11 protein-coding genes are annotated in these 15,010 nt (G+C 55.0%); 5 read left to right on the plus strand and 6 right to left on the minus strand.

The features are described from left to right. Positions 1-21 precede the first annotated feature (21 nt). The 5 genes from yidD to AB7S84_RS04385 all read right to left on the minus strand — a co-directional run bounded on the left by yidD (position 22) and on the right by AB7S84_RS04385 (position 5,107). Complete coding sequence (gene yidD, locus AB7S84_RS04365) at positions 22-240, minus strand: membrane protein insertion efficiency factor YidD (RefSeq protein WP_211276018.1); 219 nt, start codon at positions 238-240, stop codon at positions 22-24. Further along, on the minus strand, positions 221-652 hold the full coding sequence (gene rnpA / locus AB7S84_RS04370) for a ribonuclease P protein component (protein ID WP_335582839.1): 432 nt from the start codon (positions 650-652) through the stop codon (positions 221-223). The genes yidD and rnpA overlap by 20 nt, the downstream gene beginning before the upstream one ends. 2 nt (positions 653-654) lie before the next feature. Further along, positions 655-789: a 50S ribosomal protein L34 gene (gene rpmH, locus AB7S84_RS04375; RefSeq protein ID WP_020878358.1), complete on the minus strand. Its 135-nt coding sequence runs from the start codon at positions 787-789 to the stop codon at positions 655-657. Positions 790-1,049: 260 nt separating this feature from the next. Then, on the minus strand, positions 1,050-2,582 hold the full coding sequence (locus AB7S84_RS04380; RefSeq protein WP_428153099.1) for an Rne/Rng family ribonuclease: 1,533 nt from the start codon (positions 2,580-2,582) through the stop codon (positions 1,050-1,052). Next, positions 2,567-5,107, minus strand: a complete 2,541-nt coding sequence (locus AB7S84_RS04385) for a TIGR03960 family B12-binding radical SAM protein (protein WP_428153101.1) — start codon at positions 5,105-5,107, stop codon at positions 2,567-2,569. The genes AB7S84_RS04380 and AB7S84_RS04385 overlap by 16 nt, the downstream gene beginning before the upstream one ends. A 73-nt stretch (positions 5,108-5,180) precedes the next feature. Between AB7S84_RS04385 and AB7S84_RS04390 the strand changes: the two genes are divergently transcribed. The 5 genes from AB7S84_RS04390 (at position 5,181) to AB7S84_RS04410 (ending at position 13,291) form a co-directional block, all read left to right on the plus strand. Next, positions 5,181-6,557, plus strand: coding sequence for a Do family serine endopeptidase (locus tag AB7S84_RS04390; RefSeq protein ID WP_020878355.1), 1,377 nt, complete (start codon positions 5,181-5,183; stop codon positions 6,555-6,557). A 150-nt stretch (positions 6,558-6,707) separates the two neighbouring features. Beyond that, the gene (locus AB7S84_RS04395; RefSeq protein WP_020878354.1) at positions 6,708-7,619 is read left to right on the plus strand and encodes a hypothetical protein; all 912 of its coding nucleotides are present in this window, start codon (positions 6,708-6,710) and stop codon (positions 7,617-7,619) included. A gap of 204 nt (positions 7,620-7,823) precedes the next feature. Continuing rightward, a complete protein-coding gene (locus tag AB7S84_RS04400; RefSeq protein WP_428153104.1) occupies positions 7,824-10,490 on the plus strand; it encodes a valine--tRNA ligase in 2,667 nt (888 codons plus the stop codon). 239 nt (positions 10,491-10,729) lie between these two features. After that, entirely contained in the window at positions 10,730-12,271 is a 1,542-nt protein-coding gene (locus tag AB7S84_RS04405) for a dynamin family protein (protein WP_428153106.1), read from the plus strand. 39 nt (positions 12,272-12,310) lie between these two features. Further along, on the plus strand, positions 12,311-13,291 hold the full coding sequence (locus tag AB7S84_RS04410) for a rhomboid family intramembrane serine protease (RefSeq protein WP_020878351.1): 981 nt from the start codon (positions 12,311-12,313) through the stop codon (positions 13,289-13,291). Here the strand turns inward: AB7S84_RS04410 and cls are convergent. Then, positions 13,282-14,700 (minus strand): cardiolipin synthase, encoded by a 1,419-nt coding sequence (cls, locus tag AB7S84_RS04415; RefSeq protein WP_428153109.1) that lies wholly within the window; start codon positions 14,698-14,700, stop codon positions 13,282-13,284. The two genes, AB7S84_RS04410 and cls, sit on opposite strands and share 10 nt — an antisense overlap. Between the last annotated feature and the right edge of the window lie 310 nt (positions 14,701-15,010).

The raw sequence follows: 15,010 nt of genomic DNA on the forward strand, positions 1-15,010 counted from the left end.
GCCGCAAGGCGCCTCTTATGATTATGGGACAGGATCGATTCCTCCGGGATGGAAGGGATGGCACCGCAGGATGCGCCGACCGGACAGGGCGATTCCCTTGAAAACACCATGACGCGAGATGGCCTCGTAAGCATAATGGGAACAGGTGGGATAAAACCGGCAGGATGGCGCCAACACAGGAGATATTATATATTGGTAAAGCCGTATGAGTATCAGCAAACTATGCTTTATGACTACCATTTGGTATTCTGTCAAAAATATGTTTCAGAGATATAAAAACATCTTTTGTCGACAGGTCTGCCGCCTGCTTTTTCGCAATGATATTAATATCCCAACAACCTGTTATCCTGTGCTTGTTTAAACGAAAAAACTCACGACAAAGCCGTTTGATCCGGTTGCGAACAACGGCGTTACCGACCTTCTTCGTTACAGTAATCCCAAGGCGCGTTCGATCCTGACTCCCCCGGCGGAAACTGATGACGAAATACCGGCTGTGAAGCGCCTGACTCGAACGCGACAACCGGAGGAACTCAGAGCGCTTTCGTATCCTGTCGGCTTTGGTGAATAAAAATTTCAACCGTGTCGATGTATCCCATGGACCGATCGATGCCGGACGGCATAGTCCGTCGATTCGACCGGCCTCACGCGTCAAACCTATGCGGAAAGTCGTTTTCGACCCTTGGCTCGCCGCCGCTTGATGATGTTTCTGCCCGCCTTGGTGGACATGCGCTTCAAAAAGCCATGGGTTCTCGCACGTTTGATTTTGCTGGGTTGATACGTCCGTTTCATAGCCGAATCCTTTTGATCGTTGAATGTATTTGCTTCAAAAGTACAACACCGGGCTAATGAATTCAGAAAAAACTTTTGCGCCTGAATTTGCCCGATCCAATCAGTTTAACCTAAATATTTAAACACAATCATTCAAAAGCGTCAAGATTAAATTCCCAACTCAACCTTCGACTCTACATAGGACGGTGTCGGTCACCATCATGGAAGTCTAAAGTTGAATTCCCATATCATAGGTCGGAAGGATGCTCGTCATCCTTGCGTCATGCCTGCACCGTTTCGAAAATATCGAATTCCTCCAAATGATAGTCCTGATTGGGATAAACGACAATCTGCCTGCCGGTCGCCCGTTCCAGGGCAATAATAATGTGATTCTCCTCTCCGTGGAGCAATTCGGCGATATCCGGATTCACGCGGATCGTCAGGAGGCCGCCCGTCATGTCCCGGACATCCCGCATCACTTCCCGATAAATATTGTAGCATATCGATCGCCCCGACATCAGATATCCTTCGCCCTCGCAGTAAAAACAGGGTTCGCACAAGAGGCGATTCAAGGGTTTCCGGACACGCTTCCGGGTCATCTGGATCAGGCCCATGTCCGACATGGGAAGGATATGCGTCTTGCTCCGATCTTTTTTAAGCGCATCTTTCAGTGCATTGAACACTTTTTCCTGATTCGATTTTTTGGCCATGTCGATAAAATCGATGATAATGATGCCGCCGATGTCCCGCAACCTGACCTGGTAGGCAATCTCCTTGACGGCTTCGAGATTGGTCTTGAGGATGGTTTCCTCCAGATTGTGCTTGCCGACGTATCGACCTGTGTTGACATCGATGGCCACCAGCGCCTCTGTGTGCTCGATAACGATGTAGCCTCCCGATTTGAGCCAGACTTTCTTTTTGAGGGCTCGGGTGATGTCCCCTTCCAGGTTGAAGGCATCGAAAATAGGCTCCTGACCGTCATAAAACTCCACATGGCCTTTAAGGCGAGGCATAAATGTTTCCAGGAAGGAAACGATGGCGTCGTAAGTGGCCCTGGAGTCCACCACCACCTCCCCCGCCTCATGGGTCAGAAGGTCCCGGACGGCTCGCAGGCTGACCGTCAATTCCTGATGAAGCAGACACGGTGCCGAAGCCGCTTTGTATTTGGCCTGAATATTGCTCCAGAGGTTCTTGAGGAAATTCATTTCATAGGCGAACTTCTCCTCCAAAACCCCTTCGGCGGCGGTGCGGACGATATAACCGTCATCTCCTTCCCGAAGAGACAACATCAGGCGCTTCAAACGATTCCGCTCGACCTCATCCTCGATTCGCCGGGAAATCCCCACATGGCTCGAGGTCGGCATCAAAACCAGGAAACGGCCGGGCAAGGAGATGTGGGAGGTCACCCGGGCCCCTTTGGTGCCGATGGACGATTTTGCCACCTGAACCATGATCTCCTGGCCTTCCGTCAGGACATCTTCGATATGATTCGGTTTTTGGCCCACCGTATGAAGATCGCTCACGAGGTCGACATCCCCGCCGTCCTCGATGTCATCGGTGAAAATTTTTTCGAATTCCGAACTGTTTTCATCGATGACGTCGTCCACATAGATAAAGGCCGCCTGGCTCAAGCCGATATCCACAAATGCCGCCTGCATGCCCGGCAAAACCCGCTGAACCTTTCCTTTATAGATGTTTCCCGCGATATCCGATTCATCCTTCCGTTCGACAAAAATCTCGGCGATGGTGCCGTCCTCGAGAAGAGCCACCCGCGTTTCATGATCGCTCACATTGACGATTAATTTTTTGTCCATGAGGTCATTCCCGGGACGATCGCCATTTTCCTGACCGTCACCTGTTTTACGATTTCCTCGGGAAGATCGAAGATGGCCTGCAGGATCTCAACAGGCCTGACGATACTGCCCGGAATGAGATTCAAGGTCATCTCCAGTTCGCGGAGAGAACGCTGATGAATATCCAGCACCACGTCCTTCAGTTCGATTTGGGTCTGCCGCCCTTTCGGGTTGGTCCGCATCAGAATGTGACTGGATGCAACGGCGAAAGCGTCCAGGCGAGGCGGCATAAAAACCGACTGCTCATGATGAATCCGGTAGTGTGCAGCCGAAGGCGTCCTGCGTGCCGACTTGGAAGGCGCCAGTTGACAGTTCGTAACATCGAGCCCTTCGGGCAGGCACGCGTTCAGGCGCGCCGGGATCTCCGTCGGTCGGACCTCACCGTTGACGGTGAGGTAGAAAACCTCTTCTTCGCTTTCCATGCCGATGGGCAGAGGATCTTGAAAGGAGATGCGGGGCATCGGATGGTACCCCTGGGAATACTTAACGGGAATACCCGCTCTTCGAATAGCACGTGTAAAAATGTTCACCATCTCCAGATGGCCGAAGTATCGACCCGACCCGAGCTTGGTATAATGGATCTGGAGGGTTTTGTAATCCGGAACCCCCCGGGAGGTCGGCGCAATGTCGACAACGTCCGGGCTCATGGACTCCGGACCATATATCCGAGGTTCAAGGGTGTCGAAGTCGCAGACACCGCAGTGGTTGCACACCCCGCTGCGGCAGTCTCCGATGGTTTCGGCGGCGAGGGCCGCGGCCCATTCCGAGCGAAAAAATTCGCGACTGACGCCCACATCGATATGATCCCACGGCAGGGGTGCCTCAGGATCTCTGGTCCGGGTGGTATAGAACTCGGGGTCGACGCCTGTCGATTCGAAAGCCTGACGCCAGATATCGAACCGGAACTGGTCCCCCCATCCGTCAAAACGGCAGCCACCCCGATGGGCAGCGACCAAAAGCGTTGAAAGCCGTCGGTCTCCACGGGCGAACACCCCTTCCAGGTAACTGACTTCGGGGTCCTGCCACTTGACCTGGACGCCCGGCAGATTGAGTCGTGCCTTTAAAGATTCGATTTTTTCCCGAGAGGCGCCGATGGGGACCTGACCACACCACTGAAAGGGGGTATGGGATTTTGGAATGAAGGTTCCCACACTGACGTTGATCTTTCCTTTTCGTCCCCTGCCCCCCCCCTGCCGTCGAAGATCCTTCACCAGGTCGACGATGGCGTCCAGGTCCGCGTTGGTTTCGGTGGGAAGGCCGACCATGAAATAGAGCTTGATGACCTGCCACCCCGCTCCGAAAGCATCGGCCACCGTGCGCAGAATATCCTCACGGCTGACGTTCTTATTGATAACGTTCCGTAAGCGTTGACTGCCGGCCTCCGGGGCGATGGTAAATCCGGTTTTTCTGACCTTTTTGATCTGTTCCATCAACTCCTGTGTCAGCGTCCCGGCCCGCAGAGAGGGGAGAGAAACGGCCACGTGTTCTCCGGAATACTGTTTCATCAAGCGGGCAAGAAGCGGAGCGATGCAACCGTAGTCCCCCGTGCTGAGAGAAAGAAGCGATACATCTTCATACCCCGTGGCGGCGATGGCATCGTCCAGCAAGGTCATCAAGGTTTCGGGGGAACGCTCCCGGACCGGACGATAAATCATTCCCGCCTGGCAGAAACGACACCCCCGGGTGCATCCCCGTGCCACCTCGAGGCGGAGGCGGTCATGGATCGGCCTGCCGTAGGGAATTATCGGCGCCCTGGGAAACGGGGCCTGATCGAGGTCGGGAAGGACGGCCCGGCGAACCGTCGCGTATTCACGAAACCGGGGAATAAGGATCTGGATCCCGCGGTCATCGTATCTCGCCTCGAAAAAGCCGGGAATGTAAACGCCCGTGAGCCGGGACCATGACTTCAAAAGCGTCTCGCGTCGACCGTCACCACCGGATCGCCACGCCAACCATAGATCCGCCATCTCGAGAAGCACGGTCTCGCCGTCTCCCACGACCATGGCATCAAAAAAATCGGCCACGGGTTCAGGATTTACGGTACAGGGACCGCCGGCGATAATCAAAGGATGATCGGCATTCCGTTCCCGGGCATAAAGCGGGATGTCCGAAAGGTCGAGCAGGGTCAAAACATTGGTGTAGTTGAGTTCATAAAGGAGGCTGATCCCGACGATATCGAAACGCCCCAAAGGGACACCGGATTCCAGCGTCGAGAGGGGCCGGCCGGTCTCTCGGAGCCGCGCCGCCATGTCCACCGCGGGGGTAAAAACCCGCTCGGCGGCGATATCATCGCGTCGGTTGAGGATGTCATATAGAATCTGCAGGCCGAAATGAGATGTTCCGACCTCGTAAAGATCGGGGTAGGCCAGTGCCACCTTGAGGGCGACCCTGTTGAGGTCTTTTTTAACGATGTTGATCTCGGATCCCAGGTATCGACTGGGCTGGGAGACCAACGGCAAGATATCTTGAATGTCACCAGTGTTCATGTTAAATAACTTTCGTTCGATGCAAAACAAAAAAATCATATTAACCATCTTCAGAAAAAAATACAAACCTTCAATGAAAATAATCCACCACAAAGCCGCGATTATGCTCCTGACGGGGATCGCGCTCGTCATCACGGCCATATCCGCCCTGCAAGCTCCCGCCGCCGAATTCAAGCGGGAAAACGCCGTTGTCAAAGCCGTTCGAAAAGTCAGCCCGGCAGTGGTCAACATCAGTTCGGAGCGCCCTGCCAGGGACCGACGCCCCCCATTCAATGGGATGGATCCTCTATTCGATTGGTTTTTCAAGGATTTCTTTGAGTCCAACCCGAGACGTCAGTATCAACGCAACAGTCTCGGCTCCGGCGTCATCATCGACGGTCGACGAGGCTTCATTCTCACCAACGCCCACGTCATCTTTCAGGCAGGCAGGATCACCGTCACGCTGAAAGATGAACGGGAATTCGAAGCAACCATCGTGGGCGCGGACCCGGATTCAGATCTGGCGGTCCTCAGAATCGACTCCAAAGCGCCGTTGCCGGCTGTCGATATGGGGGATTCAAGCGATCTGATGATCGGCGAAGACGTCATCGCCATCGGCAATCCATTCGGCTTCTCCCACACCGTGACCACTGGGGTCGTCAGCGCGCTGAACCGGAACATCCGGGCCGACAACGCGGTCTACCACGATTTTATTCAGACGGATGCATCCATCAATCCCGGTAACAGCGGCGGTCCCTTACTGAATATCAACGGCGTGCTGATCGGCATCAACACCGCCATTTATGCCAAAGCCCAGGGTATCGGGTTTGCCATCCCCATCAACAAGGCCTCAAGGGTCGTTGCGGACCTCATTGCTTACGGAGAAGTTCCTCAAACATGGATCGGGGTCACCGTTCAGGGAATCACGGAGCAGATGGCCCGATATTTCAATCTGTCCGTTCAAGGCGGAGTCCTGGTCAAGCAGGTGGAGCCCGACAGTCCAGCCCACGCCGAAGGTGTTCGGGAGGGCGACATCATCCTTTCACTGCGTAATATCAAGATCCAATCGGCAGGGGAATTCAACGCAGCAATGAGAGGAATTACCGCAGGGGAAAAGATTCAAATCGTTCTGTGGCGAAACGGCGGCATGTTGAAAAAAACAGTCAAGGCCGACATATTTCCCCTCGACAAGGCGTCTGAACTGGGGTACCGCCTTCTGGGAGTCAAGGTCAAGAATGCTCTTTCTCCACAGGACCGAAACAACGGAGCGGTCATCACCACGGTACGGTCGGATTCCTATCTCGCCGAAATCGGGGTCCAGACAGGCGACATTATTCGTCAGATAGATGAGATGAAGGTCGAAAACACCCAGGACTTCGAGCGGGCCGTTATCAAATACCGGAACAAAGGATCGGTGGTCATCCTCTTGCAGCGCGGTGATCGAGGGTATTACATCACCGTTAAATTATAGACCTTCGGAATCCCCCGGACCCGGTGGGTTCCCAAATCCGTCTCCGGATGCTTGACACGATATTGGCCATGTGTTAATTTTCTGAAATTTCAGAATTATAGAATACAGAAAAAGGCGCCTACGCGTAAACCTACAGGCAGAGAAAACAGCATGAAACCAGAAGACGATGACCACGGGGGGTCCGCCGAGAGAAAGCGGTCGACACTGATCGTTCCGGGAGGAAACCTGGACAGCGTTGCGCCGCTTGTTGAAGGCCGGGATGCATCGTCTGGAACGGAAACAACACCGCCGTTCGATCACAACAGCTTCGAAGCAAAGAGGATCATGGCCCCCGGCGGAGACCTCGATGCCATCGATTTGAAAGCGGGAACGATGGTCAGGGGCAGGCACACCGGGAAATCGAAGCATTCCGTCGCCCCACCTGAACCCCGACCCGCCGGAGAAGAAAAAGAGATGATGTTTCGGGAGAGGGGTACCTTTATTGATTCAGAACCGGACGAACGTTACGGCCAAGGCCGCCAGTCCATTTCCAGAACCGTTCAGGTGAGGACGGACCGTCCGCGGCAAAAAGAGACGGCTGGATTGAGGTTTCAAGACGGCGACGAAGATTCACCTGTCTTTTCAAACACCTTCCACGACGGGGAAGAGGAGAGCCACGGACGACCCCTTCCCGAGCCGGAAATGCATTCCGGACCTGAGCCCATAAAAACCTCGGGCCTTCGCGACGCCGCAGCACCGTTCCAGGCTCTTCGAGAGGTCGATTACCGGACTTCGGACAATTCTCCCCCCCTCCGTTCTCCGGTCGTGAAGATGACCCCGTTTTCCCGGAATGACGACGTCGGCAAAACAACTGAGGAAGACGTTGCCTACCTGGATGTTTCGACAGCTCAGTTGGAAGCCGTGATTCAACACATTATGGAGCGGGTCTTTGTCGAAAAGATTGAGGCGATTTTAGAGAAGGTTATAGAAAAAGCCGTTGCGCATGAAATGCAACAAATTCGAAAGGTTTTTATGGAAGAACTGGGCCGGCCCGTCGGATTCCGGGATGACGAAACGCGGTAAAGCCGCCCCGGAATAAAACGCCCAGACCCATAATGACCCGATCAAACAACGCCAGGACCGCAGACCAGGAAGAAACCGGACCCTCAAAGAGGACCCGTTATCCTTTTTCGGTCACTGCGGTCCGCTGTTTTATTGTATGGCTAACACCATATGGGCGGACGGGTAACAACAGCCGGATTTCAATCGATTGAGGAGTGGAAGTTCATGAGCATCGATCTGCTTGACAAGGGGTATGAGCCCCATGACGTGGAAAAACGCTGGTATGATTTTTGGGAAAAAGAAAGACTGTTCGCCGCCGAAGAGCGGAGCGATAAAAGGAGTTATGCTATCGTCATCCCCCCGCCCAACGTCACCGGCGTTCTTCACATGGGACATGCCCTGAACAATGCGCTTCAAGACATTCTCTGCCGTTACCGGCGGCTCCGCGGCGACAACGTGCTCTGGATGCCCGGTACCGACCACGCCGGCATCGCCACTCAGAACGTGGTGGAACGACATCTTGCCGCGGGCGGTTTGGACCGCCATCAGTTGGGTCGGGAGAAGTTCATAGAACGGGTATGGGAATGGCGCAAGGAATACGGCGGGGCCATCATCCGTCAACTCAAGCGGCTGGGTGCATCCTGCGATTGGGAGCGAGAGCGGTTTACCATGGATGACGGTCTGTCCAAAGCGGTCCGGAAGGTGTTCGTCCAGCTTTACGACGAAGGCCTGATCTACCAGGGCAATTATATCATCAACTGGTGCCCCAGATGCCGTACTGCCCTGGCCGACCTGGAGGTGGAACACGAGGAAGTGAACGCCCATCTCTACTACATCCGATATCCATTTCCCGACGGGTCGGGCGCCGTCACCGTGGCAACGACCCGACCTGAAACCATGCTGGGTGATACGGCCGTTGCCGTCAATCCCGAGGACGAGCGGTATTTGAACCTTCCAGAGGAAGCCGTGATCCTTCCTCTGCTGAACCGCTCCATTCCGATCATTCGAGACAGTTATGTGGATACGGCATTCGGAACCGGCGCGCTCAAGGTTACGCCGGCTCATGATCCCAATGACTTCGAGATCGGTCGGCGCCACAACCTGCCTGCCGTCAAGGTCATTGGCGACGACGGCCGCATGACGAGCGACGCAGGGAAATATGAGGGCATGGATCGGTTCGCGTGCCGGAAAGCCGTGATCGAGGATTTGCGTGCCCAGGGCCTGCTCGAAAAAATCACACCGCTTGTCCACAGTGTGGGACATTGCTACCGGTGTCACACGGCCATCGAGCCCAATCTCTCCAAGCAATGGTTCGTCAAAGCCAAGCCTCTGGCGGACAAAGCCATGGCCGCCGTCAAAACGGGAAAGACGCGCATCATTCCAGACATATGGGAAAAAACCTATTTTGAATGGCTTGAGAACATCCGGGATTGGTGCATCTCCCGCCAGATCTGGTGGGGCCATCAGATTCCGGCCTGGACCTGCGAGGCCTGCGGAAATCTGATGGTGGCCATGACGGCACCTTCGGCATGCACCGAATGCGGGAGCGCCGATCTTGTTCAGGAGACGGACGTCCTTGACACGTGGTTCAGCTCGGCGCTGTGGCCCTTCTCGACCATGGGATGGCCGGAAAAAACACCCCTCCTGGAAACCTTCTACCCCACGTCGGTGCTTATTACCGGATTCGATATCCTGTTTTTCTGGGTCGCCCGCATGATGATGATGGGAATCCATTTCATGAACGACGTCCCGTTCCGCGATGTCTACGTTCATGCCCTTGTCCGGGATGAAAACGGCCAGAAAATGAGCAAGTCCAAGGGTAATGTCATCGACCCTTTGAACGTCGTCGAAAAATACGGGACTGATGCCTTCCGCTTTACCTTAGCCGCTTTCGCCGCTCAGGGAAGAGATGTGAAGATGTCCGAAAAACGGGTTGAAGGTTACCGAAATTTTATCAACAAACTCTGGAATGCCACCCGATTTTCCCTGATGCACCTGGACAAGGCATACCCCGACATCCCCACAGACCGTATCTCCCTGGCGGATCAGTGGATCTTGTCGCGGTTGAACCGGGTCATCCGGACGGTCGAGGAAGCACTTTCCGGCTACCATTTCAACGAAGCCGCCAACACCCTCTATCAGTTCGTCTGGCACGAATTCTGCGACTGGTACCTCGAGGCCGTCAAACCGGCCCTTTACGGCAATATGGGCGATGCGGCAAGAGATGCGGCACGAAGCGTCCTGTGGCGGGTTCTCAGGGAAACGCTCATCCTGCTCCATCCGTTCATCCCCTTCGTCACTGAAGAGATCTGGAACAAGTTGCCGGGCACCAAGGGATCCATCATGCGGGCCGCCTTCCCCCTGGATAATCCCGACACCGCGGTTATTGTTTCAGCACCCGAAGCCGAGATCAAAATGAATACGGTCATGGACATCATCACCGGTGTCCGCAATATTCGGGGAGAGATGAATATTCAGCCGTCCGCCGCCTTGGAGGTCATCATCCACTCGCCGGATGACGCGGTGCGTACGACCATTGAGGCGCAAAGCGGGATTATCAAGGACTTGGCCCGCCTCAAATCCCTCATGGTCTCGACGCCGGGGGAACGACCGAAATCGGCGGCGACGGCCGTTCTGGAAAATGCCGCCGTCTTCGTTTCCCTGGAGGGGATCCTTGATATCGATATGGAAACCATGCGCCTGGAAAAGGAGATGGCCAAGATCGACAAAGAGTTGACCGGAATCTCGAAAAAACTCAACAACGAGGATTTCCTGGCCAAAGCCCCCGAGGACGTAGTGGAAAAGGTTCGGGAGAAGCATCGCGGTCTGATGGAAAAACGACAGAAACTCGAAGTCAATATGGAGAAGATCAAGGCGCTGGATCTCAATTAAAATCCAGGATCGAAAACATTCCCCAGATGCTTCCGCAGCGGAAAAGCGCCGTCCGATCCGGACGGCAACCCCGCCCTGTCCTTTGCAAAGGCTTCAGGAGACCAAATGGCATATCGGCGACGGCGAACTGATGAAACAATAGACCGAAGACTTGATCAGAGCGGGGGCGATACAAACAGATGCACCGCCAAAATCGATTTGAGAGGAGCTTGGGTCCGCGTCATCCCCAGAGATCGGTAATGCTCCCCGAACGGCAAGGTCGAGACGCAATAGCGCACCGTTTAAATGTCCTGATCACGCTCGTTCGAGCCGCCAGGTTCTTCGACATCGAAGCCCGGGCGAAGGTCGAAAAGGAACTTTTGCTGGGCGGCATCAGCCGTATCGCTGTCGTCGGCGAAGCGGCTTCCGGAAAGTCGACTTTCATCAACCGAAAAGTGCTTTCGGAAGACATTCTCCCCATGACGGGCGGCACCGCCGTCCCCGTAGAGATCCACAACAGTCCTGACAGGCGTATGGAGATCATCCCCTATGTCGAACGTTCAAATTTCCCCATGACGGGAAACGGAATGAAATCAGGGGGGATGACCGGTTTGCGGGTATGCGAAGGCCCTGCCGTTATCATCGCCGATCCGACACCGGCGGATGTAATGCGTCATGTGTCGGGATCAACCCTTGAAGCACGAGAACGCCTCGCCGAGACCACCGCTCGGGTCAGAATTTTCCTGGATACATCCGCGCCGACGGGCCTGATCCTGGTAGACACCCCCGGCATTGGTCCCGTGAACCGTGCAACCGTCGCCACCCGCTATCGCATTCTTCCCGGTTGCGACGACATTTTCTTTCTGCCCTTGGATAGAGGGCTTTCATCGGCCGAACGAGCGTTTCTCGATAGTCCGGCACTGACGGGGCGTCGGATCAGATCATTGCTCCCCGGCGCCGGGTGGTCCCGACAAGACAGCGACGAGAGCTCGTCGTGGTCGGTGGCGGCCCACGACCGACGGCTCACTTTTGCCGTTCGTGCCGAACCGGTGATCCGTCACCAGGCGTTCCTGGCCCGAACCCGTTGTGATGCGGAAATGAGCGCGCGGCGGAAGTCCGCGACGGAATGCAGACGCATCGAGACCGAGATCGGCATCCTGGAAACAGAAATCCGTATTGAAGCGGCGAAGCAACTGTCCCGTCTGAACGTCGACCTCACAGCCCTGAAGACCCGGATGTCGGAAGTGATCGAACAAAAGATCACGACCGCCGCGGAAGGCATTTCCCTCCCGGTCCTGACCACGCTGGAATCGGCCGTAGCCGGCTGCACGGCGGAAACGATGGCGGCAATTCAATCCCTTGCCAAACAATACGAATCGAAAAGCCGGGAACTCCTCGCCCCCTGGAACGTTCTGATCCAACGCGAACTCGGCGTCGTCACCGTGCCGGGGGAGCACAGGGGATTTCATGCCCGGGTCCTGGCCGCGATCGCTCTGGCGCGAATAAACCCTTACAGCATTCTCGCGGATATTCTGCCTGGGATGCTGACCTGCAAACCTGCCGTCATCGTCCACCGACTGGAGGCGATCGCAATGGATGTGCCTCGTCGCGTGGAAAGCGTTTTCCGCCCGGTCGAGGAGCTCTTTCCGGCGGAATGGAATGACGAAATAAACGGTCGAATGAACACCGTTCGTCAAGGGATTTCCGCGGCCAGACGCGGGCCCATGGAATTCGAACGGGAGTCTCTGCTCAGAACGATCCGGACAAAACTCCATGCGATCGCAAGAAAAAACAGGTTGTAACCGGGAAGCGAACGAAAAAACAGCGAAGAGGAGTGATCGATGATTCCCATTCGAGATATCAACCCGTCAAGAACCGTTCCGATGGTCAATTATGCCATCATCGGGGTCAACGTGTTCGTATTTCTGACCGAGCTTTTTCAGGGCGGCGACATGGCCCGCTTCATTTATTATTATGGTTTGGTCCCCGCCCGTTATTCCGTTCCTGAGATCGCCTCATACTTCAGCTTCGGGCAGCAGATCTTCTCATTCTTCTCTTTCATGTTTCTTCACGGCGGCTTTCTTCACATCCTGGGAAACATGTGGTTTCTCTATATCTTCGGCGACAACGTGGAAGATCATCTGGGCCCTTACCGGTATTTGGCCTTCTATCTCCTCTGCGGCATATCGTCGGGCCTTTCTCACATGCTCCTCAACATCCATTCGAACGTCCCGGTCGTCGGTGCCAGCGGCGCCATTGCCGGCGTCATGGGAGCCTACCTGATTCTCTATCCCCGATCCCGTGTCCTGACCCTGGTTCCTATCATCATTATTCCTTTTTTCTTTGAACTGCCGGCTTTCATCTTCATGGGCATCTGGTTTCTGATTCAGTTCCTCAATGCGGCGGGCAGTTTCGGCAACGCCACGGACATCGCCTGGTGGGCACACATCGGGGGGTTTCTCTTCGGCATCCTGTTCCTGCGGCTATTGGGGAGAGTTCCGTCTACCGGCGTCACCCATTTCACCCGGCAACTGGCTGAACGGAAAACCACCCATCGCCTCCAGGTCATTCGGCCCACCGGTCCCGTGGAAGACCAGAACCTTTACGGCACCATTCTGATCACCCCTCACGAAGCGCTTCGGGGTACCCAAAAGGTCGTCAACATTCCGTGGGGGTTTCACAACCAAATGATTCGCGTTACGGTTCCTCCCAACACCCGGGAAGGAAATATTCTCAGGCTCGACGGCATGGGCAAGCGGATGCCCGACGGACGACGAGGGGATCTGATGCTCACGGTCAGATTCGAGGCCTATCACAGGTAAGGCGTGAACAGCCAGGAAAACGAATCGCGAAGCTTGAGAGCAAGAGGCCTGGCCACCATCTCCTCGAGTGTGATCTCCCGAGCCTTCTCGAGTTGATGTTCGAAATGCGGCAGCAAGTCCTGAGCTACGCTGCGACCGTAGATTTCAACCATGAGCTCGAAATTGAGGCGAAGACTCCGGGTATCGAGATTGGCGGAACCGATCTGAGCATAATGATGGTCGATGATGATCAGCTTGGTGTGGACAAATGGGGGGGGTTGAAAAAAGATACCAACCCCCCGCTCCAGCAGATCGGGAATCAGCCTCATGGAAGCCCAGTGAACGAAGGGAAGGTTGTTTTTTTCAGGCAGCAGAATCCGAACCGCCACCCCTTTGAGAGCGGCGGCTTGCAGGGCGCCGATAAGCTCTGACGACGGCAGGAAATACGGGGTCATGATGGAGATGGACTTGCGGGCGAAGGAGACGGCGCAAAGCAGCAGCATTTCCAGCCGGTCGATATGGATATTCGGACCGTCCACAACAACGCGACAGATCGTATTGCCCGTATTGAATGAATGAACGGGGCCGGGAGTAAGTTGCTCACCGGTAGCAAAGCGCCAATCCTCAAGAAAGGCATGCTCGATCTGGCCGGCGATGGGACCGGTAAGCCGGAAATGGAGATCGATAACCGGGTGTCGATTTTCCGTCTTGTTGACCAGGTGCCCGTCGCGAATGTTCATGCCGCCGACAAAGGCAACCTTTCCATCGACGACCAGAATCTTCCGATGATTACGAAGATTGATTCGAAATGTCGGAGGATAAAGCCTGGGCGGCAGGAAGCGGGCGAACCGAATCCCCCGCTTGGCGAGAAGCCTGCCCGCCCGTGGAATACTGTACCACTCCCCCACCCCGTCGATGATTACCCGGACGTCGACCCCGCGTTCCCGAGCATGAGTCAAGGCGTCGACAAAGATCCGTCCCGTCGAACGGGTCTCAAAAATATAGGTGCTCAGGTAAATGTATTTTTCAGCTTGTTCAATCGCCGAAATCATACTCGGATATGTTTCCTCGCCGTTCACAAGAGGCGTAATCATATTTCCGGCGATAAGGGGCCTCCGATTGACGGCATCCGACATCCGGACAATCTCATCCAGAGGAGGGGGGATCTGAAATGCCATAATTTGCCGCTGGTCCCGCATTTCATGCTCGATCTTGAACGGCGAATCCACCTCCAGCTTTCTCGCCCGAGAGCGGATGCGGTTGACCCCGAAAAAAAAATAACAGACAGGGCCGGCCAAAGGAAATGTCAGACAGATAACAAACCACCCCAGAGCGGAGCGAGAGTCCTTCTTGAAAAGAAGAGCATGCCCGGCCGCAGGAATTGCGAGAACCGCATACATCAGCAGAAACCATCCATCAATCATAGGCATCTAAAAAACCATATCTTGAAAATTAGCAAGAAAAATCTGAGGTCGCCGTCCGGACCGGGTCTGAAACACCGCATCCGCCGGAGGAGGGCCGGTGCCCGCGAGGAATTGCAATCTCCGCGTCATTATGATACCGATCGGCAGAGGTGAGGTCTACATTGAACTCAACTTTCGACTTTCATAAGCCGTATCTATCCGGTCAACATCATGAAAGTCGAAAGTTGAGATTGAATTTTAAAAACGTCTATACAATCCGACGGAAAACGGTGCTGCCATCGGTAAACCGGCGCCCGAAATGCGTGATCCGTCCGCT

This window comes from Desulfococcus sp., from assembly GCF_050178255.1.
Taxonomy (GTDB): Bacteria; Desulfobacterota; Desulfobacteria; order Desulfobacterales; family Desulfococcaceae; genus Desulfococcus; species Desulfococcus multivorans.

Coding starts and splice junctions, on each gene's coding strand:
- yidD (WP_211276018.1), bottom strand. CDS start 240: ATGGTAGTCATAAAGCATAGTTTGCTGATACTCATACGGCTTTACCAA.
- rpmH (WP_020878358.1), bottom strand. CDS start 789: ATGAAACGGACGTATCAACCCAGCAAAATCAAACGTGCGAGAACCCAT.
- AB7S84_RS04380 (WP_428153099.1), bottom strand. CDS start 2,582: ATGGACAAAAAATTAATCGTCAATGTGAGCGATCATGAAACGCGGGTG.
- AB7S84_RS04385 (WP_428153101.1), bottom strand. CDS start 5,107: ATGAACACTGGTGACATTCAAGATATCTTGCCGTTGGTCTCCCAGCCC.
- AB7S84_RS04390 (WP_020878355.1), top strand. CDS start 5,181: ATGAAAATAATCCACCACAAAGCCGCGATTATGCTCCTGACGGGGATC.
- AB7S84_RS04395 (WP_020878354.1), top strand. CDS start 6,708: ATGAAACCAGAAGACGATGACCACGGGGGGTCCGCCGAGAGAAAGCGG.
- AB7S84_RS04400 (WP_428153104.1), top strand. CDS start 7,824: ATGAGCATCGATCTGCTTGACAAGGGGTATGAGCCCCATGACGTGGAA.
- AB7S84_RS04405 (WP_428153106.1), top strand. CDS start 10,730: ATGCTCCCCGAACGGCAAGGTCGAGACGCAATAGCGCACCGTTTAAAT.
- AB7S84_RS04410 (WP_020878351.1), top strand. CDS start 12,311: ATGATTCCCATTCGAGATATCAACCCGTCAAGAACCGTTCCGATGGTC.
- cls (WP_428153109.1), bottom strand. CDS start 14,700: ATGCCTATGATTGATGGATGGTTTCTGCTGATGTATGCGGTTCTCGCA.